Origin of the sequence: Bacillus sp. DNRA2, from assembly GCF_012843265.1 — a bacterium.
Classification (GTDB): domain Bacteria; phylum Bacillota; class Bacilli; order Bacillales; family Cytobacillaceae; genus Bacillus_BU.
In genome coordinates this window covers 63,649-87,865 of record NZ_JABAIT010000017.1, presented here as the reverse complement: position 1 = coordinate 87,865, position 24,217 = coordinate 63,649, and the positions used below count along the sequence as shown (strand labels likewise).

Here is a 24,217-nt window from a genome sequence, read left to right as displayed (position 1 = left end):
TTTATATCCTCCTTAAAAGTCATTATCAACTGAATTATTTAGTGGTTTACCAGGTAGGCTTTTCTTATAGCTACCACCATGCCATCGATACAAATGTTCTCTAAATGTTAAAGGATATATAATTTCGCCTTTATTGGCAATTTGCGGATATTTAGATGCGCTATAAGTATGGTGACCAATCATAGTTTTACCTTCATATTTTGGAGCCTTACCATTTATTATGTCTTTTGCTTGTTTCTCCGTCCATACCCTCGTAGCTTCTCCATTTAACAAGCGTTCTCTTTCTTGTTCCCAGAAGTCATCTACACCGTTATCTCTTCTGCGTTTAAATCTCTTGTTCCACATCAATTGTTTCCATTCTTCTCTTGTGATAGTTCTATTTTTTACGTTTTCGTTCAATTGTTTCATTTTTTTACTACCCATGATTTTATATGGAGTTTCTCTTAGAGTTAAGTCCAAACCTTTAGTTCTTTCAGCAATAATATCTACTTCATCTTTAATGTTCTTAACTTGGATAGTATCACCCCTACCCTTAGTTCCCCCACTACCAATCTTAACCTCATCACTAACTTTCAGTACAACCCTAACACCATTCTCTATCGTATGCGTATTTTCAATTACTTCACGGGTTTTCCCCACAGAACCTGCACCTGCAAACGCTTGTGCTTTTTGGGGAACACGGAAGTAATTCCTTAACCCAGTAACCACTTTATCCGCTACTCGCGCTGCTTCTATTGTATCTTTTATAACCTTGTTTTTCACGATCTTGGCGCCGTTTTGGAAGGCTGCTTCTGCACGCCTCAAGCGCTGTGAGCCAAACTTAGATGCGGTTTCTACTAAGTTACTTATACGAGCAGTAGCTCCCTGTTGGATGCCACCCTTCACACCGGAACTTAGGCCAAGCTTTCCAATATTATCGCTAACACCTGCGAGACGAACGGTGCTGCTGAACTTCGTTAAGCCACTGACGCCTGGGACAATATCAAGCGGAGCCAACAATCCTCGCACCCATCGTTCAGATGTCTCGAGTTCCCGACCTGAGACTAAATCCTTACCAGATACAGCTGAACTTAATTCATAAGCACCGTATACAGTTCCCAACGCCATTCCAGCCAGCGGGCAGAATAGCGTTGCACAACAATAACAACTAATGCAGATTAATGAAAAAAACACCTGTTGCCTAAAAGGCAATCAAGTGTTTTAGTGATTTGAATAAAAATCAGTTATTCAATTATTATCTAACTAGGGCGGTGGTTTTATATTATTTAACGGTGCAACTTACAATAAGTTCCTTCCTTGCATATCTACATCTATAAATATGCTTACAGGTTATTATTTTTTACTTCTTCAAACCACTCATCGGCAAAATCATCTCTACTCTATTTAGTTAAATCGGATTATTTGGAAATTCATTATGATACTTTTCAATTAAAGCATTATAATTTTTATCCTTTGGTACTTCGCCTAAGTATTTATTTTTCCAAATAATCATTTGGTCACTAAAACTATATTCTGTATCAAACCAATTTGTATAATCATAATGTAATGTGAACTTTCCACTACTCTCTAGAGACATTGTAAAAGAATACCAAAGTTCTTGTCCATTATCTTTAAAAACCTCTCTAAGTTTCTTACTCAATTTATATAATAGATCTTCATTTCTCTCAAATTCGTCTTCATCAATTTGATATTTTAAGGGAATTTCTAAACTATATTTATATAGATTATTTTCGATCGTATTATAAAAAAAGTAAGTTCCTCCCCCATTTTCTGATATTTGAGCATAAAAATGGAATTTATTCCAATCCTCCGGTATCATTTCGTTAACTTTTTCGGTTATCTCTTTATACAATCTATTCATTTCCTTTTCCATACTCATCCTCCTGCTCTATTTTCAATAGTTTTCTTAAATATTCCTTTACCCTCAATTTCATAAATTACTTTATATGAATTTGGTCTTAATGAAGTCCCCACGAAAACTGGCTTAATTTTTACGGTGACTATTTTCGGTGTAATCTCTTTCAGAGCGTTTGCCCACTCAGTCTCCATCTTATACCACTCCCCACCAGAGCGATTAATGTTTTTATTCTGAGCAAGCAAATTATCAATATCTCCAGATCCACAAAACTGAGTTCCTATCAAATGTCCACCATCATCATCAAGAAATCTATCCTCTAGACCTACTGCCACTTGCATTGACTTTTCTTATTAGAACCTGGTTTATCGATGTATGTTCTTCTAACTGGAACAGGGCGATAACTTTTTTGCTTTAGTCGCCTTACTAAATCCTGAATATTTTCCACTAAATCCTCTTGATATTGCTCTTTAGTTGTTCCATTTATTCCTGGTGCTTTTCTACTCGATAGTTCATGATGACATCGAGTTAACGCTTCCTCATTCAATAGGTGTGTTAGCGAAGTAAACTTCATATTTGGTTTTACTTTAGCTAATTCTGCAATCCTTAGAAGTTTCGTTTCCATTCTCCCTCTACCTCCGTGTGTAGTGAATGTCTCCCTAATAAGGTCAATAACTGGTAACTGCCTTCCCTCCATCGGAATTACCCTACTTCATAGGTACTATGCAGCTATCCGACTCCCTACCGAGCATTTAGTTTCCTTGCTTTGTATCGCTTGTGAAACTATACTCTTCCTTATTGAAAAAAAAAGACCCGATAGGGTCTCCCGAGTTGCCGAGACATATCAATGTCTAACGTGCCATGGTCACCGACTCCGAAGAGGTTTCAAATATCTCGCCAAATCGATATTGAAATATTGTTTTCTGCTACGGTTACAGCATCAACCCTCTTAATCGACACGGATTTCGGAGCTCAATCCCTTCAACCATATGCCTTACGGCCCATTAGCTAACTGTCTACGCTTAAAGATAACAGTTACCTGCTATCCTCCAAGACTCGCTACGAGTGAATAGCTAGTTCTTTCTCGAAGGGAATCCCACCCGCTATATGTTTCGACCTAGGCTCGGCCGCACAACCGTCCCCATGTTCCTTGAAGTATTATTCAACCATATCCATAAAGTACTCTGCATCCTCATCAATCTTTCTTGTAAATTCTTCCAATGAACAAGCAATTTGGGTATCAAAAAAATATACAGGAGATTGTTTCGGATAATTTAAATCAAGAGTTAAATATACCCCCTCGTTTACTTCAAAAAACACTAATTTATCATCCTCCTCATATATTCCTTCTAAATCTGGATCAAACTCGTAAATACCTTCTCTTAAAGTAATATCAGCTATAGTATCTGGATCCATAAATCTATTTATTGCGTTCCCATTGCCTCCTTTTATAAAGCCATAGCCAACTTCTAAGTAAAAATCTCTAAGTTTTTTAGGTAACTCAAACCCAAGTCTTTCTTCAGCATTTAACAGTTCTTTTTCTTGTAGCCTAATAAATTTATGTTTCTCATTTTTCAAAAAATCAAATGTAGCCATTAAAACTACCCCCTTGAAAATAACATATTTGATGGCGAACCTTTACCATGAATTCCCGCCTGATGTTCATCAGGAAATTTAGCAGGGTGTATATTCCACCATTCATGAGGACCACCAAAATTATTTTCAATAATATGATGAGCATCATATGGTTGACCTATATCCCTTGCTAATCTTCCTTTTTTATCATAAATTTCCTTAGTGTATCTTGGCCAAGTTTGTCCCGTGTTTTCTTCCCATTCTTTAATCAATTTATTTTTTACACTATTGAATTTATTTCTGTGTTTTAAAGTTTCCAATGGTGTCATTTTTTCATATATATTTTCTCTTAATGCGTCCTTTAATTTTTCTATTTGTGTTTTATGAAGTTTCAATCCAGTTTTTGACTCAACATCTCTAATACATCCTTTAGCTAGATTGTAATCAATTTTTACCGTACCCTTAGTTCCCCCACTACCAACATTAACCCCTTCAATCCTACTTACATAATCTCTTAAACCATTTTCAATACTATGTGTATTGACGGCCGAATCATGGGCTAATACTTTATTGCCCATTGTATCTTCCACGAGTTTTATTCGAAGTGGGTTAAGGTTTTTCGCTCCGGTAACCACTTTATCCGCTACTTGTGCTGCTTCTATTGTATCTTTTATGACCTTATTTTTCACGATATTGGCACCGTTTTGGAAGGCTGCCTCTGCACGCCTCAAGCGATCCGTACCAAACCTGGATGCTGTTTCTACTAAGTTACTAATACGCGAAGCTCCCTGTTGGATGCCACCTTTCACACCGGAACTTAAGCCTAGCTTTCCAATATTATCGCTAACACCTGTGAGACGAACGGTGCTGCTGAATTTCGTTAAGCCACTGACGCCTGGGACAATATCAAGCGGAGCCAACAATCCACGCACCCATCGTTCAGACGTCCCGAGTTCTCGACCTGAGACTAAGTCCTTTCCAGACACAGCTTAACTCAATTCATAAGCACCGTATACAGCTCCCAACGCCATTCCAGCCAGCGGGCAGATTAGCGTTACTCCAGCGATTACCACAATTGCACCCATCTGAAACAACATTTCTTTGTATTTTTGCGAGTCACTAATGGATTCATACTCAAAAGCTCGTGTGTTAACAATAGCCTGTTGGTATTCTTTTTGCGAAAAGTCTTGATTAGGATTGAGCTCTTTCCAAGCTTCGTATTCCAATTTCAATTCTTCTCCGTAAAAGTTGTCACCACTAAATATATTGTTTAGGTTTATTTCTGACTTTTCAATAAATTAGTTCAATTGTAGACTCCTTTTGTGATATTTGAAATTCACGAAAATATTATTCATGTTGTTCAAAGCATACTTTCTTTGAAAAAAACACCTGTTGCCTAAAGGCAATCAAGTGCTTTTTTGTTTCGAAATTATATATTCTTCGTAGGTCAAAGAAAGAGATAGTAATAATTTATTTATATAGCTTAATTTTTTGCGTTCCCTGAAATTCTCTTTTATTCTTTTTCATCCATCTTTTGCTTTAAATATTCTGCAATTTTTGTTTGTCCTCTTTCAAAGGCAAATGCATAAGCATCCATATCTTTCATGTTTTCACCAGAGTATTTTATAGAAATATCTATTTGATTCTCAACTAACAATTTAACAATTTCAAAATGACCACCATATATCGCAGCAAACAAAGGATTTCTATCCGGTTCGCTAGTATCGACTTCAATATTCTGATTAATAAGATATTCAACAATATCTATATTCCCTTTTGTAGCCGCTCTTTCCAGGGCATTTGTCGAAAAAGTTCCACCCTGTGCATTAACATCTATCCCGGTATTAATAAGATATTTTATTATTTCTAAATGCCCATGAGAAGCTGCTACATGTAACCATGTACCAAAAGGTGTCATCCATATTAACATTTCTGGTTCTTTTTCAAGTAAATTTCTTAATGTTTCTAATTGGCCATTTTTAATGGCAGCTCTAATGTCTTTTGCAATCTTAGTCTTATCCATTTTAGTTTCTCCTTTAATTTTTATCTTCTAGAGGCAGCTCGTTTCCCAAGATCTTCTAGTATTTCAATAATATCATCTAGGTCTGCACCTGCAGCATCAACTGCTTTCAATTGATTTACAACATTTTCCAAGGCTGATAAATTATGTTGCCCAGCAATTCTATTTGGTGCCCAAACTAAATTCTCTTTACCAATTATAGGTTCAATACCATACTTCCTTAAAATTTCTTGGCCTTCTTGAACAAGTTTTTGTTGAGCCTCACCTAGACCTTTTTTGAATAGAATATGATGCGCATGTGGAACTACCATATCAGCAGGCGGTTCACCTATTAGTCCTCGAAGATACTTACCAAAATCCATTTTTATTAATGCTTCATCATATTCTTTAGTTATTCCTAAATCAGACACCATTTTTCTAATCTCAGACAGCTCATCTATACTAAAAGTATTATTCTGAATAGCATTTTTTAGTTTTTTCATCTTAGCGGGATCGACATTCACATTCACAATAATATCATCAAGATAATCATTTACAGCATTGCCCGAACCCTTAGTTACCCCACTACCAACCTTAACTCCATCGCTTGTGTTAAATAAAATTTTAACACCATTTTCAATCGTATGTGTATTTTCAATTACATCTCGCGTTTTTCCTGCAGGACCGAATCCCGCTAATACAGGTTCTTCTCGGGGAACATGGAGGTAATTTCTTACCCCGGTTACCACTTTATCCGCTAGTTGTGCTGCTTCTATTGTATCTTTTATAACCTTGTTTTTCACGATCTTGGCGCCGTTTTGGAAGGCTGCTTCTGCTCGTCTCAGACGCTCTGTTCCAAACTTGGATGCGGTTTCTACTAAGTTACTAATTCGAGTAGCTCCCTGTTGGATGCCACCTTTCACAGCGGAACTTAAGCCTAGCTTCCCCATATTATCACTAACACCTGCGAGACGAATGGTACTTTTGAATTTTGTTAAGCCACTGACGCCTGGGACAATATCAAGCGGAGCCAACAATCCTCGCACCCATCGTTCAGATGTCTCGAGTTCCCGACCTGAGACTAACTCCTGTCCAGACACAGCTGAACTCAATTCATAAGCACCGTATACAGCTCCCAACACCATTCCAGCTGGCGGGCAGAATAGCGTTACTCCAGCGATTACCACAATTGCACCCATCTGAAACAACATTTCTTTGTATTTTTGCGAGTCACTAATGGATTCATACTCAAAAGCTCGTGTGTTAACAATGGCCTGTTGGTATTCTTTCTGAGAAAAATCTTGATCGGGATTGAGCTCTTTCCAAGCCTCGTATTCCAATTTCATCTGTTTACCGTAGAAGTTATCACCATTGAAGATGTCGTCTAGGCTTATTTCTGGTTTTTCTATTTCTATCGAATTGTATACACCGGCCGTAATATGAACTGTTTCACTTGCTGAGCCGGTTTCTTAGAAAATCACTAAATTTTTCGTAGGTATTTTTCATTTGAACATAAAAAAGCACCTGTTGCCTAAAAGGCATTCAAGTGCTTGGCAGCGAACTGGATAAAATGATTCAATTACTTTTTTACAAGACGTGAAGCTTTTTTCTCTTGGCGAAGGCTATAACAATTATTTGGTATGTTTAGCTAAAATATAGGGATATTTTAAGGGAAATCCCCAGGAGAAATAATGAACTTTCACAGGATGTCCTCTTAATTTTAAACCCCCATATAGCTACTATGTGAATGGTAAATAATTAGTTTCCTATCTCAAATTATTCACGTCTGTTTTCAAATATCTTGAAGTCCTATTACAATCCATTCATCTACAATATCCCAGAAATTTACATTATAATCTGGCTGATCATTAGTAAACCATAGTGTTGCTAAGTTATCATTACAATTAATTAAGTCTATTGCAACATATCCCCCCATTCCATTTTCAAAAAAACCATAAGTCGTATCCAAATTAATTCCTAATGGTTCATTTAATTCATCAAGTATTCCCCAGTCATATTCCTTAAAATGAGTAATGCGTTCCAATGGGATAAGTCCCATAGCTCTACTAGGGAGATAATAAAATCCATTGTGTAAATTTTCATAAAAATTCCTAATAGATTGCGAGATGTTTACCCAGTTTTGTTTAATTTTCGAAATATTATTCGTATTGTTTGGTAAGCCACCTTCATAAAAGAGAATTTCTTCATTTTCACTTTTTACGCTATATAATACTGCATATTGCCCATTATCTATAATTAGTTCACAATCTAACAAATTTTCATTCAAGTATGAAATGGTATTACTTAACTCCTTTTCACACACACTATTCCACAAAATAATTAATTTATCTTTCTTTCTTGACATATCAGTTTCTTTAAGTATCTCCAACCATTTTTCAGGAATGTCCTCTTTTTCAATTTTGAGTATGTTCTCGTTTGATACAATCTCGATTCTTTTTCTGTACTGTTTTAAAACAGATATCTTCTCCATCCATAATCACTCCTTTTTAGATGGCAATGATCTTCATAATTTACTTCAGGGGCAATTCTGTCCCCTTGTCCCTTCTCGGTAGCCCCACATAAAAAGAAACCTTGAAAGGAATTTTTGCCAATCAAGGTTTGTAATTATCTTATTATTTAAGGTACATACACAATAATTTCACCAATAGGGTATGTCCCCTTCCACCCACAAGGCCATCCTCCTTGTTTATAAACTTCAAACATTTTTTCATAAAAGTTATCTGTATTCCCATTAACTAATCGATTTAAAGCACACATTGTGAGATCTCCCTCAACTTCTTCTTTTATATCAATATAATCAAAAGGGAGAAAATCATTCGAGTAATTATCATTGTCACTAAAAAAATCATAGAAATCATCTTGCTGCGAAACTAAATCCAAATTATATACCTTTTCAACAATACTTTCTGCTTCTTGTGATTTAACGTATTCCCAGACAGTATCAACTTTACTTGAGTCCTGAGACCAGGCAAGATTTTGGGCTTCATTGAAATCATTAATTACCTTTAAATTATAAACATTAAAGTTTTTATTATTAAACATCTTAAAATCACGAATAAAATCCATTACTTCTTCCACTAATTGAGTGTTTTCACCAAATTCCATTTAGATAACCACCTTTCCCATAACTCTTCCGTTGCTCCACCGCCTCTGTTCCAAATAGGCAGTTTTTCATTTTTACTACTTTTGTAAAATTCCTCGATATTATTTATTTTAGTCTTATATAACGGTAATCCAATTTCCACTCCTTTTTTTAGCTTTTGTTGTAGTTCATAAACTTGTTTTTCTAATACTTTTATATCTTGATTAACATCCATTTTATCAAGCTGTTTTCTTACAACATTGTTATAAACACCATGAAAACCTCTGTGTCTAGATAGACCACTAACATCGTCAAAAGGTAAAGGTAAAAATATACCGTTTGTGGAGTCATTCATTTCCATTCCAATTTTTTTAATAACTGGATGCTTATTTAATTGAGAAGGAATTATATGTTGTGCTTGATAACCTTTCCAACTTGAAGAGCGAGGTAACCCCATTGATTCTAATAAGTTTTTTCCCAATTTAGTCGGGTCTCCTGAGGTAGGGTTTCCAGGATTACCTGGAATAAGTCTATTAGCATTTTCCGTACCCTTAGTTCCCCCACTACCAATCTTAACCTCATCACTAACTTTCAGTACAACCCTAACAACATTCTCTATCGTATGCGTATTTTCAATTACTTCACGGGTTTTCCCCACAGAACCTGCACCTGCAAACGCTTGTGCTTTTTGGGGAACACGGAAGTAATTCCTTAACCCAGTAACCACTTTATCCGCTACTTGTGCTGCTTCTATTGTATCTTTTATGACCTTATTTTTCACGATATTGGCACCGTTTTGGAAGGCTGCCTCTGCACGCCTCAAGCGCTGTGAGCCAAACTTAGATGCGGTTTCTACTAAGTTACTTATACGAGAAGTAGCTCCCTGTTGGATGCCACCCTTCACACCGGAACTTAAGCCTAGCTTTCCAATATTATCGCTAATACTTGCGAGACGAACAGTGCTGCTGAATTTCGTTAAGCCACTGACGCCTGGGACAATATCGAGTGGTGCTAACAGCCCTCGCACCCATCGTTCAGATGTCTCGAGTTCCCGATCTGAGACTAAATCCTTTCCAGACACAGCCGAACTCAATTCATAAGCACCGTAGACAGCTCCCAACGCCATTCCAGCCGGAGGGCAGAATAGCGTAACTCCAGCGATTACCACAATTGCACCCGTCTGTAACAACATTTCTTTGTATTGTTGCGAGTCACTAATGGATTCATACTCGAAAGCCCGTGTGTTAACAATGGCCTGTTGGTATTCTTTCTGAGAAAAATCTTGATCGGGATTGAGCTCTTTCCAAGCCTCGTATTCCAATTTCATCTGTTTACCGTAGAAGTTATCACCATTGAAGATGTCGTCTAGGCTTATTTCTGGTTTTTCTATTTCTATCGAACTGTATACACCGGCCGTTATATGAACCGTTTCACTGATACCTAGCCTGTTTTTTGTCGTGTAGTTGGAGATCGATAAATCTCGCATTTCCTCCACAAACGCATCGATATCCGTATAAAATCTTTCATCGATTGTCCGGTAAACGATATCGCCTACTTTTCCAGTAAACCCATGCAAGACTTGAAAGTCCTCATATAATGCCTGGTATTTTGATTTTTGGCTCGTATGGTGAAACGATATCACGCCATCGCTATCATATTTCTCGATTAACTGTTCAATATCCTCTAAATTATCACTTAGGTCCTTAAGGGAATCAATCATCCCTTTGCCCCAAGGTCCTATGTCGATTAAATCTCCAATTCCTCCACGCATATTTTCCCAGTCTTTTGGGATATATTTTACATCCATTGATTATACCTCCAGCTTGGCGATGATTTGCTGGGCAATCTCGTTATCGGCCTTCATCATTGTATTGAGAATATCTATGACTAAACTAGATGCACGAATATACTGATCTGAAAGGTCCATTACTTTCTCATTTGCCTCATGATAAACCTTCATTACTTCCATTGCTTTTCCATCTGTATAAAAATCTAAATTACTTAGTTTTTGAATGTTAGGTTCTGCATTGGTCTTTAATTCAGTAAGGATCTCCTGTAAATAGTTATATATTGTTGTAATCTCATCAGGATTGACGAGAATTTTGGCACCACCGGTACCTCCGTGTGCTTTATGCATTTGACTTCGCCTCCTTATATGGGAAATCCAGTGCATCAAAGAGGACCTTTAGAAACCAATATTGGCTTGCTTGGTAATATTTTTTATATACTGTGTCCACCATGATTAATTTTTCACCTTTCATGAAAATCAGCCACTGTTGATGGTTATGTAAAAAATTAAGGTCTTTTGGATCCCTGTTTTGTCGAAAGATTTCGAGATTCATAAACATGGTTTCGGGTTCAAAGTTTTCTGTTTCCAGTCTTTCCTGATACGATAATTCTTCCTTTAGAAACGTCTTTTCCCTATCAGCTGGTTCTCTTCCTATCAGTGGAAAGTTTGCAGTTAACATTTGCAAAACGATTGCTTTTGAGATAACTCGCAGCTGATATTCCTTTTGTTCTGCTAATTCCACTAGAACAATGACTTCATCTTCTTCCATACCTTGAAAAGCGAACATAAGGTTATTGATTCGAACGTATTTTTCACTCTGATGGTAAAGCTCGATAGCCCGAATAATGATCGCTCCACCCTTTGTTATTTTTCCATCAGATGAAAGAATCCCCTTCTCGCTTAAGCGTTGGTGCGCATCCGCAAATACTTCTTCACCTTGTATTTGATAGATTTGTTTTTCCGGCAGTCCAAACAGAACATTTCCATCAAAAGCTGCTGCCAACAGGTATAATTCTGGTACAGTAAAAACATCAATTGATTCATTCATCATAGATTTCTCACTTCATTCACAGCATTATCCTGAAGGAAGTCATTCATATAGCCTTCGAGATTATTTAAGGCTTTCGTTTGCTTAGCAAGTGCATCTTGCATATCTTTATGGTATTTCTGAATGATTTCGAGATAAGACAAAAAGCTATCTCGTGCTTTGCCGCTCCACTTAGCAGAATGGATATAAGCAATTAGCTGTTCACAGCTTTCATAAGAAGTTTGAACTGACTGTTCTAATCCTTTTGCGGCTGCCTTCGCTTCATTCACCTTATCACCGTAGATGATTACATTTCCCACAATACTCCGAACTCCTTTCTATTATGAAATCCCTAATTGTTATTTATTTGCTTTCTTAGCTTCATCTGCTTTCTTAGCTTCTTCTTCAGCTTCCTTTATCGCTAGATTTTTGTAATAGATATATCTTTGATAGGCCTTGTCCGTGGCTGTAATAATATCTGTTCGTTTTTCAAGGTCATATTTAAAATAACTATTTAACTTTGCGGTTAATTCCTCTCGTTTCGTATCAAAGTCCCCGGAAGGAATCTTCGAGTTTGATAGATTTGGAACTGCATTAATATAGGAACAATTAGCGGAATTTGCTTCTATAACATGCTTATCATGCTCTAAAAGTGCATCCCCTAGATTCTGATATAACGTGTAGTACTCGTCTCTTTTTCTTTCATACGTCGTTCTTCCAAAATTAAAAAACACAGTATTCACTTCCTTGTTACTTTTTCATAAAAATATGAAGATATATGGAGATTGCTAAAGGTTTATTAGATTTATAGGATTATAAGGATAATTTTACCATGTAAATATAAGGTATCTCTACTACTCTTTGGTACATATTGGAGAGAAATGCGGAAACTTGTCTGTTGATGATAGAAAAATGGACGGATCACTGCCAAATCCCTTAGCTGGATATGACAGTTAACCGCCCATATGCTTTGTATGTACTATTTTAAAAATCGTAAGACTTCATCTAGGTTAGAAGTGGTCATAAAAGGGTTTTTCATTGCCATTTTTATATTGGCATTCCCATTATCAGATATTACTAAAAAAGTAGGATCTTGAGTAATGGTTACGACACCTTGTTTTTCGTTCCATTCAGCAAGATTATACATGAAGGTCGAAGATACTTTCCCTGTCGCAAAAAGGGCATCCTCAATTTTTGAAAATTCATCTTCATCATCTTCAAGGTCTTGAGAATGGCTCCATTTATTAGATACTGTTACTACTCCGTAATCTTTTTGTTTGATCCTATAAGCATTCTTTTCAATATAACTTGTAAGCAACAAAGTAATCCCCAGGGAGACTACTAATAATATGAAAGTATTGACCGAATCTGAATACTTCCCAATAATCAAAAATGAAATAACACCAATTAAAAAAATGATGACTGTTAGACCCATTATATTTCTGAATATCCTAATCACTCATTTTCATCCCCTTTATAAAGCAACCCTGGCCCAAGAATAACTGAATCTAGATTTATAGAATCTTATGATTACTAACAGATTTTTGTCCTAGAAAGCCTGTAGGTACTTCCCCGAGCAATTCAACTTTAGCGATGTTTTTACGAATGATTCTCAATTCCCATGATTTAATTTTCCTTCCGCATCCAATTCTTTTGATAACAAGTATCCATTCTTATCATAATTAAAGCTCTTAAAACGATATTTACAAAAGAGAATGACTAATTGTTCAGGAAGGACAAACATCATTGTAAAGAAAAGTAATATTGGTAATACAACTGACATTATTAAATCCAAATCTATTTCCTGAACATTTCTCGCTAAAAATTGAATGATAAATACCAATCCAGTACTACCAACAATTATTGAAGATAAATTTGACTTTATACCTGCTTCAAGGTCTCCCCTAAAAAAATCTCTCTTTGAACCTTTTCTAAATTCACCCTTGGCAAGCAAAAGGTAGAATCTTACAAACGTAACAATAAAAATCAATGCACCAAAAAATAACGTTACATTGGTAAAAGTATTTAACATTACCTCTGGTCTCTCATAGTAACCTTCTGCTAATAAAAATACACCTAATATATATTCTGAAACAGCCCCAAAATTTTGCGAAACAAGGATTACTATCAAATATTGTATCTTCTGACTTCTATTAAACACGGCTGGAACTGAGTAAATTAATGACAACACAATTAATACAGCGGTAAACCAGAAATGATAGGTTACAATTTCTTTTGCATTTGGATAGGTAGTGTAATCCATAAAATGGTATTCCAAGTACCACAATAAGCCTTGTAAAAATATGGATAAGAACAAGGCAGCCCCCATTAAAGTTGGACTCTGTCTTTCAGATTCGAAAGGTCCTCTTAGTACCGCAAAATCTTCTTCAGTTAATTTTCTAAACATCTCTTAAACTCCTAAACATTTTCAATTTTTAGCTATTCTTCTGTAAAAAGTTAATGACATCAATGGTTACGATGATTGTCGCAAATATTAATACGGGCCATCCAAGCCATGTAATTACCTGAACTTGGCCGGTATAGACTGTCTGCATCCAAATAGAGCCAGCTATTCCCGAATAAAAAATGAGTAATGAAAAAACAAGCGAAAGATTGTTGGTGATCACCATTCTTCGTCCCAATTTAGCGTTATATTCTGCAATTTCTTGATCCTGTAGTAACGGATTTTGTTCCTTATCGAAGTATCCATCTAATAAGCTTTTTTTGAGAACACGTGGAATAATGACAAACAGAAACAGAATGAGAGATAACATAGCATTATAATTTGCGAAAAAGTTATGAATAGCCCCGAAAATATTAATAACCAAGCTCAATATACAAATTGAAATAATGTATATAAGTTTCATAGAATGTTTCTCCTATCTATTTGAAATAGGAATTTCCGTATCATTTTCTCGTGCACGTAGAGTTTGAATCCCGCTGATTAAATAAAAAATTCCTGCTACGAAGATAAGGGAAAGTGTGCCGGTCATGATTAAAAGCACTCCTTGAATGGTTGTAGCCTTTTGCGTAATCTTCTTTCTACACACCACTCCAACAACTCCGAAAACGATAAATGCCAATATAAAGGAAACCCATAATGATAAAGGACCAGGATATTTAGTAAACTCCCATAAATACGCACTTGTTAGATGTCCATTAATGTTAATTTGAATCGGTGCTATCATGCCGATAACGATAAAATATGCTGCTAATAAAAAATATATAATTGCACCGATTAGTGTTAATTTTCTTGATAATTTTGCATGTTTATTCAAATTTGACCCTCACTTCTATGTATTGTGCAGCTATTTTCTCATTAGATAAAGATAGAGCTTTTCATGTGGTGCGCCAATAGCAATTTGTTTATGCGCCAACCGATTAACAACTCCGAAACCTTTAATGCTGATAATAAATGTAAGGGGAATCATATAGACTACACAAAAGAAGATATACAATTTTATCAGTCTTTTAAGAAAAGCTTCCTCTAAATCCTTGTATTTTAATTCATTGGCCTTTTTTAAAAATTGAAAGCAAATAATCCAGTTGGCAATATATACCATTCCCATCATTGATAGAAAAATAGTTAAGCCAATCTGGATGAACCTCTCACTATCCTCTTGAAACCAAATTAGCCCCACTGGCATTAAAATGACGAACATTAATCCAAAAATGATTCCTATTAGCGCTGCCATCCAAAATGTTCGCCTTGGATAGACTTTCATTAATTTCCACAGTTTTTCCTCATTATTGTTCATAAGTCACCACTACTTATTTGTTTTTTACTAAAAAGGTAGATAGAAAGAAACCAAACTTCTAGAGCAGAAAATACGCCTAAAAGTTTGGATCCAAAAATCACATATTTGTAGTAGGAATTTCTTTACCCTTTTCTTGTGATAGTAATGCAAAAATTCCACCAATGATGTAAAAGATTCCCCCTATTAATAGAAGTGAGAATATACCTAAAATAATTAATGTGACCCCTTGAAAGATAGTTGCCCCTTTTTTGATCTTTCTACTGATAACAAGACCAACTATACCAAAAACAATAAACATCATGATCAAGGTCATAATCAGCTTAAATTGCTCAGGATAGTTTGCTAATTCCCATAGATACGCACTTGTTTCGTATCCATCAACTGTTAACCGCATTGGCGAAATCATTCCATCAACAATAAGATATACAGCCATTAGAAGGAAAATGATTGCACCAATTAATGTAACTACACTTGAATTTTTTGCCCGCTTTTGCATTTTTCTTCCTCACTTGAATTCATTTACTCGACAATTTCATATTTAAAGTTCTCAAGCTTGATTTCTTGATCTTCTTTTTTTAGTTCACTTAATGTAGTGAATTTTTCTTTTGATATTGGGATAATAATTGGTACTGCACCATTGCTCTGGATAGTACCAATATTTTTCTCAGGTAAAGTTACTTTTAACTTATTCCAGACGAAACCGGCATTCTCATTTCCAACCGTAAAATCAAAAGTTACATTTTTCATAGATTCAGGAGATCTATTAATAGCCAAGAAGAGTAATACCTTCTCTCCTGCATCATTTGATAATGAATCCACTAAATACATAGTAAATGCATTTTCATTACCTAGTTTAGGATTTCCTTTAATCGCATCGTTTGCCATTTGGTAGATTTCACTATTTTCAATCGTTAAACCGGCTTCTTCATCCCCTTTTTGCAATTGTAATGTTAAATCTTCCTTTTCTTCGGTTTCGTTATTCATTATGGACTCTTTTTCATTGTTCTTGCTCTGTTCATCCTTATTTCCACCTGTAGTATCAGAACATGATGTTAGAAGTAAAAGCAAGGAAATAAACAGAAGTACAGAAAATTTTTTCATTATTAATTACTCCTTCTTTTCATTAACCTGAAATAAAATTTTATGTGCAACCCATCCTGTTATTGATTTTCAATTTACAAAGACACACGATAAAATGGTGCACCTAATGAGAAATTATCTAATATTATAAAAAATTTTGCAAATTAATTTTTACTAATTTACTAAATTTTCAATTTTGGTTTTTAACCAGTTAATATCTGATTTGAGCATACCGATAAATCCTTCTGAACTATATACTTCGTTCTGTAACCTCATTAATTCATCGTTAAGGTCATCTAGGTTTCGATCTATTTTAGATATATAATCTGATAAACTACCATTAATTAAATTATCAGAAAGTTTATCTTTGTATTTATCAAACCGGTCTCCATTCCAATAGTCGTATTCCTTGCCTGCTATTGATTTACCGTTACTTTTTAAGTCCTTAATATCACTTTTAAAGTCAGTAAATTCTTGAATAATTGCTTTTATTCTTTCGATTCTCCCATTTAAAGAAGACACACGACTACATGAATTCTGTAATTCCGTTTGCTTTTTTGAAATCTTATTTTGGAGTTGCGATTTTTCACTCATCTATTCCAATGCCTCCTTTTATCTAGATTTTTCCTTGTATTACCACGGGAACTTCAAACCGGCTGTTGGAACACTAATATCAATATTTCCTTTAAATCCAGCGCCTAAGTCAATCAAAAGAGTATTTGATTTTACATAAAAGAAGTCTTTTTCAATCACGGTTTCACTTGAAAACTCTACACCAGCACCTATTTGAGGACCAATTCCTCCACCAACTTCTAAACTCAACAAGGATTTTTCTACTATTTTCCCACTACTATCTTTAACCGGCACTGTTAATTCCTCAATGCCAAACAGCTTTGTACCTACACCCAGCTCTGCATTTGCACCGACAATATTTCCACCCAAAGCAAGTTTAAAATCACCTTTTTCATCTGGTAATATTACAGCTAAATTCCCATCTAAAGATAATGCTTCTAATTGACCATTTATATGTCCATCAAAATTATCATTTCCCAGAACACCACTATGCTCTTGACCGTATACTAATAACTTTCCTTCTAGCTCCACCCCATCCTTGCCAAGAACAGTTTTCCCTTGTCCACCCAGTAAATGTAAACTATCATCGGATTTCAGGTATTTGTTAAATTGGGAATGACCATCAATTGAAAATGTATATGCTTCACCAGATAGCTCCAAATTCCCCTCATCTTTTTTAGTAAAACCTGATGCTTGAAAAGCACTAACTGTTGTAGATTCATATTTCTCATCACTTGTCCCCTTAACCCATTGTTCTTCATAAAGAGCTTTCGAACCAGCTTTGTAAGTAAACGGATCATCCTTATACATTTTGCCAAATAAGCCCTTTTTTTCGTCCGTATACCATTTATTATTTTTTATATTATTTACTTTGCTATACTTAATCCCATTATCATCACGGAATTTACTATAAAGTGTATTAATTTGTTTCTTTAATTCATTAACGCGGGTGACTAGCTGGGTTAGATCCTTTGCCACCTTTGCATCTGTTTCCTCTAAGAGTTCTTTTGTTTTTGTAATGTTTTTTGTTACAGCATCGTAATCGTCAGACACGCTATTTCCAGGTAATTTAGTTGTGGCAATAAATTCTGATGCTTTGCATAATAAGGAATCAGATTTACTATCAAGTTTTTCAAAACTACTTTTGGATTGCTGAATCGTTTCTTTTACCTCAGTTAGCGTACCTGAGCCAACAATTCCCTTATCATCTTTTTCATAGCTTTCGAAATCCTTTTTCATTTGGTTTGCTGCTTTATCTATTTCACCAATGATATTGATGATCTTTTGTGCTAATTGCAGATGAACAACACTGATGTAGTTTTTAAAAGCATCACCTGTTTTTCCTCTTAAATTAATAGTTTTGGAAAGGACGACTGATGCTTTATATTGCCCGTATACTTCTTTCGATAAATCTTCTTTATAAGACTTCAAATTGTCGACAAGTTCATTTATTTCATCATTCACTAAACGTGGCAAGCTCATTTTCCTCCTTTTATACTATTTGCCAATTCATTATCCTTAGTAATCCACTTTTCCTTCATCGATTCTGCTTCTTTAATATCCTTTTTTGAAAGCTTTACGTATGCTTCAATGCTACTGGTGAAAGTGGTAATAATTGAATGCATGATATCCATTGACTCTAAAATGACCTTCTTATTCACATTTTTAATATCGTCCGATTTCACCTTAGATATGCTTGTAACACTGCCCTCTAACGCTTTCAATTCTGCATCAAATTCGTCTACTTTTAAAAAGATTTCTTTAGATGATCCCACTTTCTATATCCTCCTTGTGATACATTAAGTATCCCTCTCTAATCTGATAATCTCTGGAATCGAGAAATTCTTTTATTGATTGATAGTCAATATCCAATATAGTTTCTTTCCACTCAAAAATATTGATTTTATTAAAAAATAACCTGCCGGCTGTTTCTGTAAATTCGTTTGGATAGAGGGCTAAACTTTTACCTAATCTTTTTAATAGATTAGCTTTTGCAATTTCAACATGTTCTTCCGTTAGACAATTTAAGACCTCGTTTTTATATGTTTTTAAAGGATGTTTGTAGTAAGTAATGCTTGCATCTAAAAGATCTACGTCGAGGGTATAATCCCCGTTAAACATGATTTCCGCAATGATGTCTAGGACTGTATATTCTTTCGTTAAATTGTTTTCTTGAGGAAGTCTTTCAAATTTTATACAACCACATTGGTAGTTACCTTTACTATTTACCACTAAAGATTCATCTTGAAGGTCAGCAAGATTCGGAATTTCAAATAGAAATCTTACATTCTTATTTGTTAATGTAGGAAGTTTCAAATTTTTCAGGTCTTCTTTGTTTGCATTACCATGGAAAAATAAAAATATATTATCCGGGATTAATAAGTTCTTCTGTAAAAGTTTCACATTTTCAAGATCAACATTTTGCAAGTCCATCGCTAATTGATCAAAATGATAATCTCGATTTTTACTTGAAAACTCTAGCATTTTCATCCGACCGCGGAATTCTAAGTTCTTATAATTTGTCTTAAATCTCTCAATCGTTTCTTGTTTTTCAAGTTTAAATAAAGATTCATTAATCACCGGGTTTACCATCTCGTTTATGATATTCTCAGTTTCCTGAAGATAATGATCCTCAGATGACTCCCAGAAAAAACTTGTAGAATTCATCGAGACAATACTATGAATATCTAAGGAATATTTTTCTTTAACTACCGCTTTTATATAATTGGAAAATAATTTTGAAGTAGCTGACCCTAGAAATTTACGTTCATCATCTGCATATATCCAGGATGAGCTGAAGCCCACCCCGATATTAATTGAAACAAAAATCCGTCCATCTAAATGTGTATTATTAATTTGCGTAAGAAGGCCTTTTGTTCTGAACATTTTCATTTACTTTACCTCCCTTTTTAGCTGTTTTCATTTTGACAAATGAATTATTGGCAATGTAATAGGCTTCATCTTCTTTGAGGTTCTTTTCATATGAACCGCCGTTGGTGAAGTTGAACACATTTTGTTTCTTGAATTCATTGAATAAAAGACCGTTTCCATGCTCTCTTAAATACTTGGATAATGAATCATAGCCTTCAAGCAATTGCAGCTGAGAAGCAATAATAAAGTTAATGTTGTACTCCCGAGATTGCTTGAGTACCTCTATAAATCTATCTTCAGTTTGTGAATCTAATTTGTTTTTTAACATCGCATGGTCAGTAATTACAATGTTGACAGGATTCATTTCTTGATAAACATTCATCAATTCTTCACTTGATGCACCAGACTTCCGCAAATGATTTACAGCATCTCTTCTGGCATTAAACCAGTTCAAAATATCATCGAGTGATTGCAAGAAGAAGTCACGTCCTTGTCCATATACGCATTCCTTATCCCGATAGCCTGCATAATTATATTGATCATTGTCTATCACGATGACCTGCGTCCCAGGCTGCTCAATATATGAATCTATTAAGATTTCCATAACATTCGTTGTTTTGGCATATTCATTCCCAGTAATAATAAACGGTGATACCTTTTGAATTTGGAACGGTACTGGCTTAACCTCATTTGTATCAACACCAAATGTGACTTGACTATTGTTAACTATCTCCACCGTATCAACCCTGCTTGCCAATTCATCAAACAATAAAACGTCTGGAACCATTGGAATTGGTTTAGGTCGTTTTCCATTCCATGTATCAGCCATATTTTTTGATTCAAATTGAAGATTACTAATGATTTGCAGTGGATCCTCGCCTTTTGCTGGAAGCGCTGTTTGAAATAAGGTTGGAGTTTCTAGCTTGACTAATCCACGACCAGGTAGCTCTTCACTTTGTATATCTGTTCTTCCTACAATTGAACGTGCTTCATTTTGTTCAATTAAAAATAGTGCTATTTGAGTTTTAATATTTGAAGTTAATGACATACGTAAAGAATTTTGGCGACCTGCACTGATAACAAGATAAATGCCTACACTAACTCCTTCACGAGCAATTTGAGTGATTAATGTTTCAAATCCATCCGCAAAGCCAGATTCGCGAACAGCTTCATAGTTATCAATGACAATGGCAATATTAGCAATGCATTCATCACTAGCTTGTTCATACATACTAATATTCGCCATACCATGTTTACTTAGTTTTTGTTTTCGCTCTTTCAATAAGTTCGCCATTCTACGTAAGAACTTTTCCATCTTTTCCACTTCATCAACCATAATGGTATCTGCTACATGCGGTAGTCCTGATAATGGCAACAATCCGTTGGTTCCAAAATCTAATAGATAAACATTCAATTGTTCTGGATTATTTTGTCTAGCTAAATCCATGACCAACGATTGTAAAAATGTCGATTTTCCATACCCTGGACTAGAATACACAGCAATATGTCCTTCTTTAGATAAATCTAAAGTCAAAGGAACTTGAGACTGCAATTCTGGTTGATCCAATAAACCAATCGTAGCAACAAGCGGACGTTTCGGCCCCTTCCATTCCACGTTAAAGTTTATAGAGTTTAATTCATTCAAATAAACTTGTTCCGGTAGCGGTGGCAACCACGGTCTAGGCAGCTCCTCGATATTGTTTTCCTTCGTGTAAAACTGGATGTAATCTATGACAGCGTCGAGTTCAGTCGGGACCTTCGAGATTGATTTTTTCCTTGAAAGCCCACTTAAATCATCAGATAGAATGTCATATTGTCCTAGTTCATTGATGGCGTATATCGTTGTGTCCTGTAAATCTTCATCATTTTTATCAGGAATGTAATCGGCTCCGCTCCAAGCACTTTGAAATAGCTCGTAAATCTCATTATTGCCGACTTGTAGATAGGAACGTCCTGGTAGGGTGATTTCGGCTGCATCAGGCGTTTTCAAAATTTCCATCGAATCGCTTGAGTTTTGGACCTTTAATGCCAGCTTAAATTTTGAGTTCGACCATATTTGATCGTCAACAACACCGCTAGGCTTTTGCGTCGCTAAAATAAGATGAATTCCTAGTGACCGTCCAATCCGAGCTGTCGAAACAAGCTCTTTCATAAATTCAGGTTGTTCTGATTTAAGCTCTGCAAATTCGTCTGAAATTAAAAATAAATGCGGCATTGGCTCATTAGCCTCACCCGATTTATAGAGTTTTTGATATTGATTGATATGGTTGACATCATATTCGCCAAATAAGCGCTGTCGCTTTTGTAATTCTGCTTTAATTGAAGCAAGCGCCCGCATTGACTGAGCTCCATCCAAGTTCGTAATCGTCCCCAATAAGTGAGGCAAATTTTTAAATAAATTTGCCATCCCACCGCCTTTATAGTCAATCAGCAGAAATGCTACTTCATGTGGATGAAAATTCACTGCCAGTGATAGAATATAAGATTGGATGATTTCCGATTTACCAGAACCTGTTGTACCTGCGACCAAACCATGAGGACCATGTGCTTTTTCATGCAGATTTAGGCTGACCAAATCCTCTTTCCCGCGCAAGCCAAGAGGAACAGCCAAGCTTTTATAGGTTTCATTTTTCGCCCATCGCTTTGATATCGAGAGTTCTTCCACCTTCTCAACCCCATACATTTCAAGGAAAGTCACACTCTCTGGAATGGAATTCTTTAAATTTTGTAAATGGTTTAGCGGTGCCAAACTCCGTGAAAAATCTTCTTTATTAAACTCCTCTGGAAAATGGTCTGGGGTGAAGCTGCGATTGACTAGTTCCCCTTCCTCAAGAAGAATATTTCCATTGGCTGCATCACGAATATCAATGACAGTCTTCACATGCTCGGGCAGTGACTGCATGACATCTTGAACAAACACAAGCGAAACGCCAAGCTCGCGCGGATCTTCATTAAAATACTCCATAACAGAATGATCCAAAATCAATTTTTCATCTGTTATCAATACGACATAATGAGGTGAGAAATAGAATTTTTCATTTTTATTCTTTTTTTCATCAACTGCTAACTTGCGCTCTTTTAAGATTTGATATAGTGAATTTAGTACTTGGTCACGTGAGCGCTCATGATAAACAAATCCGCGCACATTGATATCTCTAAGGCTCGCATGAGGAAGCCAGCGCATCCATTCCCAAGTTCCCTTTTCCTCTTCCGGAAAAATCGTAACGAATTGCAATTCGTGATAGCTATGAAATAGCGACAACTGCATCACAAGCATTTGAAGTTGCTCGAGTACAAGCTGACGCGATCCAATATAGCCAACCGGACCTTTCATTAACGATGTGACTATCGGGACATGATCAAGTGTAAGGTATTGCGAACGAATTGCTCGAGCTTCCTCGACTAGTTCATCCTTTTCTTGAGTAAACTCTTCAATATTAAATTCAATATCAAAGCTCGTTTTCGCTCTCCCCAAACCAGTTCGGTACATCAGGAAGTCATGGTGAAACATCGTCTTTTCATAAATACGTGAATGAACGTTCATCGCCATCGTCCGCATTTGGTCTACACCTGGATAATGATACTCAAGCGAATGTCGTTGTTCTTTTCTAGCCTGATAAAGCTCTTTCGTCTTATCTTTTAAATAATCACGGTAACTACTGTCTCGTTCCTTTAAATTAATCCGATACTGCTTAAGATTTTTCAAATAAGAAGTAATCGCAAAAATGACTGTTGTTACAGTCATCGCAAGCATCGCGATAATATAAATAGCATTCGTCCGCATAAACGCGATTAATACGGTTGCCACGATCATTACAATTGAAGGAACAATTGTCCTGGCCAGTTGTTCACTCGGTTTTCCAGGTTTATTAGACGGTTTGGCGATTCTGCGTTTTTCTTCCGGCGCTCGATAAATAATTCGCGGAGAACGATGGTAATCAGGATAGTTCTCCCCGAAGACTCGATTCTCTCCATACAAACGTACTAATTTAGTCTGCACAATCGACTCTGGAGTGAGAATACCAATTGAATCCTTGCCAATTCGAACTAAACAACCATCAAAATAGAGCTCATCTCCTGGCTCTAGCCAAATATCGCCATTAGTCTGAAGATAGTTATGGAAAATCTGACCTTTATTTACGATCAATTTAAACGGAGCTTCCAGTTCCTCCCGAATAAAAATAAAATCAGCAGTCGAACTTTTTACACATACATCGTCAAATTCATTTGAACCAAACGTAAGATTATAGCGCTGCGTCGTATCATATACGTACGGTTGCTTGCTTTCTATCAAAAAAAGCTGCATCGTGAAATCGTGATGCTTCAGTTTTAAACGCTCGTTCACATTGAGTTGATTTTCTCCGACCAAACAGGATTCACCATTCCAACCAATTGACAATGAATAGTCGAAATTACTAAAGGTAATCGTACTGGATAAATCGTTCCCAATCGTCAATTTCTTCGGTTCATTTACCTTTAAATGGCATTTATGCAATTGCTCCCCACAACTCAGCAGTAATAATCGTTGCGCCATCTTTCTCTCCCTTTCCAATCAAATAAAAACATATATTCCGTTCGCAATATCCC

General features: G+C 35.8%; 27 protein-coding genes and 1 pseudogene. All 28 read right to left on the bottom strand.

All coding sequences use genetic code 11. The features are described from left to right. Positions 1-12 precede the first annotated feature (12 nt). Positions 13-1,101, bottom strand: a complete 1,089-nt coding sequence (locus tag HHO41_RS14970) for a pre-toxin TG domain-containing protein (protein ID WP_169100043.1) — start codon at positions 1,099-1,101, stop codon at positions 13-15. A 286-nt stretch (positions 1,102-1,387) separates the two neighbouring features. Beyond that, a complete protein-coding gene (locus HHO41_RS14965; protein WP_169100041.1) occupies positions 1,388-1,873 on the bottom strand; it encodes an antitoxin YezG family protein in 486 nt (161 codons plus the stop codon). A 2-nt stretch (positions 1,874-1,875) separates the two neighbouring features. Further along, positions 1,876-2,202 (bottom strand): annotated as a pseudogene (locus HHO41_RS14960) (DNA/RNA non-specific endonuclease); the annotation flags it as partial. Then, on the bottom strand, positions 2,181-2,480 hold the full coding sequence (locus tag HHO41_RS14955; protein ID WP_248278484.1) for a hypothetical protein: 300 nt from the start codon (positions 2,478-2,480) through the stop codon (positions 2,181-2,183). The pseudogene HHO41_RS14960 and the gene HHO41_RS14955, both read right to left, overlap by 22 nt. 533 nt (positions 2,481-3,013) lie before the next feature. Beyond that, positions 3,014-3,451, bottom strand: a complete 438-nt coding sequence (locus HHO41_RS14950; protein ID WP_169100037.1) for an SMI1/KNR4 family protein — start codon at positions 3,449-3,451, stop codon at positions 3,014-3,016. 5 nt (positions 3,452-3,456) lie between these two features. Further along, positions 3,457-4,416, bottom strand: a complete 960-nt coding sequence (locus HHO41_RS22655; RefSeq protein ID WP_282434288.1) for a hypothetical protein — start codon at positions 4,414-4,416, stop codon at positions 3,457-3,459. A 3-nt stretch (positions 4,417-4,419) separates the two neighbouring features. Further along, on the bottom strand, positions 4,420-4,662 hold the full coding sequence (locus tag HHO41_RS14940) for a hypothetical protein (RefSeq protein WP_169100035.1): 243 nt from the start codon (positions 4,660-4,662) through the stop codon (positions 4,420-4,422). 281 nt (positions 4,663-4,943) lie between these two features. After that, a complete protein-coding gene (locus HHO41_RS14935) occupies positions 4,944-5,453 on the bottom strand; it encodes an ankyrin repeat domain-containing protein (protein WP_169100032.1) in 510 nt (169 codons plus the stop codon). A 20-nt stretch (positions 5,454-5,473) separates the two neighbouring features. Continuing rightward, the gene (locus HHO41_RS22415; RefSeq protein ID WP_248278483.1) at positions 5,474-6,775 is read right to left on the bottom strand and encodes an AHH domain-containing protein; all 1,302 of its coding nucleotides are present in this window, start codon (positions 6,773-6,775) and stop codon (positions 5,474-5,476) included. A 446-nt stretch (positions 6,776-7,221) separates the two neighbouring features. Beyond that, positions 7,222-7,920, bottom strand: a complete 699-nt coding sequence (locus tag HHO41_RS14925) for an SMI1/KNR4 family protein (protein WP_169100030.1) — start codon at positions 7,918-7,920, stop codon at positions 7,222-7,224. Positions 7,921-8,066: 146 nt separating this feature from the next. Further along, positions 8,067-8,555, bottom strand: a complete 489-nt coding sequence (locus HHO41_RS14920) for a cytoplasmic protein (protein WP_169100028.1) — start codon at positions 8,553-8,555, stop codon at positions 8,067-8,069. Next, a complete protein-coding gene (locus tag HHO41_RS22410) occupies positions 8,528-10,339 on the bottom strand; it encodes an AHH domain-containing protein (protein ID WP_248278482.1) in 1,812 nt (603 codons plus the stop codon). The genes HHO41_RS14920 and HHO41_RS22410 overlap by 28 nt, the downstream gene beginning before the upstream one ends. 3 nt (positions 10,340-10,342) lie before the next feature. After that, positions 10,343-10,669 carry a hypothetical protein gene (locus HHO41_RS14910; RefSeq protein WP_169100026.1) on the bottom strand — a complete coding sequence of 109 codons (327 nt, stop codon included), beginning with the start codon at positions 10,667-10,669 and terminating at the stop codon, positions 10,343-10,345. Next, on the bottom strand, positions 10,662-11,372 hold the full coding sequence (locus HHO41_RS14905; RefSeq protein WP_248278481.1) for a DUF5081 family protein: 711 nt from the start codon (positions 11,370-11,372) through the stop codon (positions 10,662-10,664). The genes HHO41_RS14910 and HHO41_RS14905 overlap by 8 nt, the downstream gene beginning before the upstream one ends. Then, the gene (locus HHO41_RS14900; RefSeq protein ID WP_169100024.1) at positions 11,369-11,668 is read right to left on the bottom strand and encodes a WXG100 family type VII secretion target; all 300 of its coding nucleotides are present in this window, start codon (positions 11,666-11,668) and stop codon (positions 11,369-11,371) included. The genes HHO41_RS14905 and HHO41_RS14900 overlap by 4 nt, the downstream gene beginning before the upstream one ends. Before the next feature lie 39 nt (positions 11,669-11,707). Continuing rightward, positions 11,708-12,082 (bottom strand): hypothetical protein, encoded by a 375-nt coding sequence (locus tag HHO41_RS14895; protein ID WP_169100022.1) that lies wholly within the window; start codon positions 12,080-12,082, stop codon positions 11,708-11,710. A 245-nt stretch (positions 12,083-12,327) separates the two neighbouring features. Further along, positions 12,328-12,783 (bottom strand): hypothetical protein, encoded by a 456-nt coding sequence (locus HHO41_RS14890; RefSeq protein ID WP_169100020.1) that lies wholly within the window; start codon positions 12,781-12,783, stop codon positions 12,328-12,330. Positions 12,784-12,960: 177 nt separating this feature from the next. Further along, complete coding sequence (locus HHO41_RS14885; RefSeq protein ID WP_169100018.1) at positions 12,961-13,755, bottom strand: hypothetical protein; 795 nt, start codon at positions 13,753-13,755, stop codon at positions 12,961-12,963. A 28-nt stretch (positions 13,756-13,783) separates the two neighbouring features. Further along, positions 13,784-14,215, bottom strand: a complete 432-nt coding sequence (locus HHO41_RS14880; protein ID WP_169100016.1) for a hypothetical protein — start codon at positions 14,213-14,215, stop codon at positions 13,784-13,786. A gap of 12 nt (positions 14,216-14,227) precedes the next feature. Continuing rightward, entirely contained in the window at positions 14,228-14,626 is a 399-nt protein-coding gene (locus tag HHO41_RS14875) for a hypothetical protein (RefSeq protein ID WP_169100014.1), read from the bottom strand. A 30-nt stretch (positions 14,627-14,656) separates the two neighbouring features. Next, positions 14,657-15,106 carry a hypothetical protein gene (locus HHO41_RS14870; RefSeq protein WP_169100012.1) on the bottom strand — a complete coding sequence of 150 codons (450 nt, stop codon included), beginning with the start codon at positions 15,104-15,106 and terminating at the stop codon, positions 14,657-14,659. Between the two features lie 97 nt (positions 15,107-15,203). Beyond that, complete coding sequence (locus HHO41_RS14865; protein ID WP_169100010.1) at positions 15,204-15,602, bottom strand: hypothetical protein; 399 nt, start codon at positions 15,600-15,602, stop codon at positions 15,204-15,206. 23 nt (positions 15,603-15,625) lie between these two features. After that, positions 15,626-16,207, bottom strand: a complete 582-nt coding sequence (locus tag HHO41_RS14860) for a hypothetical protein (RefSeq protein WP_169100008.1) — start codon at positions 16,205-16,207, stop codon at positions 15,626-15,628. Positions 16,208-16,360: 153 nt separating this feature from the next. Further along, on the bottom strand, positions 16,361-16,780 hold the full coding sequence (locus HHO41_RS14855) for a DUF5082 family protein (RefSeq protein WP_169100006.1): 420 nt from the start codon (positions 16,778-16,780) through the stop codon (positions 16,361-16,363). Positions 16,781-16,819: 39 nt separating this feature from the next. Beyond that, a complete protein-coding gene (locus HHO41_RS14850) occupies positions 16,820-18,223 on the bottom strand; it encodes a T7SS effector LXG polymorphic toxin (RefSeq protein WP_169100004.1) in 1,404 nt (467 codons plus the stop codon). Between the two features lie 14 nt (positions 18,224-18,237). Beyond that, positions 18,238-18,534, bottom strand: coding sequence for a hypothetical protein (locus HHO41_RS14845; RefSeq protein WP_169100002.1), 297 nt, complete (start codon positions 18,532-18,534; stop codon positions 18,238-18,240). Continuing rightward, positions 18,521-19,651 (bottom strand): peptidase M16 family protein, encoded by a 1,131-nt coding sequence (locus HHO41_RS14840; protein WP_169100000.1) that lies wholly within the window; start codon positions 19,649-19,651, stop codon positions 18,521-18,523. The genes HHO41_RS14845 and HHO41_RS14840 overlap by 14 nt, the downstream gene beginning before the upstream one ends. Continuing rightward, positions 19,611-24,164 carry a type VII secretion protein EssC gene (gene essC / locus HHO41_RS14835; protein WP_169099998.1) on the bottom strand — a complete coding sequence of 1,518 codons (4,554 nt, stop codon included), beginning with the start codon at positions 24,162-24,164 and terminating at the stop codon, positions 19,611-19,613. The genes HHO41_RS14840 and essC overlap by 41 nt, the downstream gene beginning before the upstream one ends. Positions 24,165-24,217: the final 53 nt, after the last annotated feature.